Source organism: Actinoplanes utahensis (genome assembly GCF_016862455.1).
Classification (GTDB): Bacteria; Actinomycetota; Actinomycetes; order Mycobacteriales; family Micromonosporaceae; genus Actinoplanes; species Actinoplanes utahensis.
Genome location: NZ_BOMZ01000146.1, coordinates 1 through 1,322, shown reverse-complemented (window position 1 = coordinate 1,322; position 1,322 = coordinate 1). Strand labels below are relative to the sequence as shown.

1 protein-coding gene is annotated in these 1,322 nt (G+C 67.5%); it reads left to right on the top strand.

Annotation, left to right across the window (positions count from 1 at the left end):
• The first annotated feature begins 143 nt into the window (after positions 1 to 143).
• A complete protein-coding gene (locus Aut01nite_RS43045; RefSeq protein ID WP_239124645.1) occupies positions 144 to 1,304 on the top strand; it encodes an ISAs1 family transposase in 1,161 nt (386 codons plus the stop codon).
• The last annotated feature ends 18 nt before the right edge of the window (positions 1,305 to 1,322 follow it).

Below are 1,322 nucleotides of genomic sequence, written 5' to 3'. Positions count from 1 at the left end.
TCAGGGCCCCGGCAAAGTCGCGGCGATGCCCGACTTGAGTGGACTGGAGTAGAAGCGCCGCTGTTGGGCGCAGCAAGACGGGCATGACCGGTTCAGAAGATCATCAAGGTTCCTACGCCACGATGATCGATCCGAAGTGAGTCATGCCCGCACTGCCATCATCGCTGATCTCCTCTTTGTCCTGCGCACCGGCTCTGACCGTGCCCGAAACCGCTGATGGGCTGGCAGCAGCGCTTGCCGATCTACCGGATCCACGGGCTCGTCGCGGGGTCCGGCACCGGCTGCCGGTGGTGGTGATCGCAGCAGTCTGTGCGGTGATCGCCGGCAGCCGCTCCTACACCGCGATAGCCGAATGGGTCGCCGACGTCCCGGCCACGACCGCTCGCGCCTTGGGCATCGCTCCTGACCGGCGCCCGTCCGAAGCGATGATCCGCCGACTCCTGCAAGCACTCGACGCCGAACTGCTGACCACGGCAATCGCTGTCTGGCTCGCCGGCAAGACGGCAACGGTGGATCGGCGAGCCATCGCGGTCGACGGCAAGACACTGCGGGGATCCCGCACCGGCGACCAGGCCGCCCGGCACGTCCTGGCCGCCTGCGATCAGACCGCCGGAACAGTTCTGGCCAGCACCGATGTCGACGGCAAGACCAATGAGATCACCCGCTTCGCGCCGTTGCTCGACCAGATCGGCGACCTCCGTGACGCGGTGATCACCGCCGACGCCTTGCACTGCCAGCGCGACCACGTCGACTACCTCGCCGAACGCGGCGCCCACTGGATCCTGACCGTCAAAGGCAACCAACCCCACCTGCACAAACAACTCTCCCGCCTGCCCTGGCGACAGGTCCCACAAGCCACCCGGGAGGACGACCGAGGCCACGGCCGACGCGAGATCCGCACCCTGAAGATCTTGACCGTCGCGGCCGGCATCGACTTCCCGCACGCAGCCCAGACCCTGCAAATCCGGCGCCGCAGACGCCGCCTCGACCAACCGCGACGCTTCACCACCGAAACCGTCTACGCCATCACCGACCTGCTGGTTCACCAGGCAAGACCAGCCCAACTGGCAGCCTGGATCCGCGGGCACTGGGCCATCGAGAACAAGATCCACTGGGTCCGTGACGTCACCTACGACGAAGACCGCAGCCAGATCCGCACCGGCACAGGCCCCCACGTCATGGCCGCCCTCCGCGACGCCGCCATCGCCGCACTACGCGCCGCCGGAACCACCAACATCGCCGCCGCCAACCGCCACCACGCCCGCGACAGCACCCGACCGCTGGCACTTCTCGGCCTCATTTAGGACTTTGCCGGGGCCCTG

Excerpts from the sequence above, each read along its gene's own strand:
- Aut01nite_RS43045 (WP_239124645.1), top strand. The coding sequence starts at position 144 with ATGCCCGCACTGCCATCATCGCTGATCTCCTCTTTGTCCTGCGCACCG.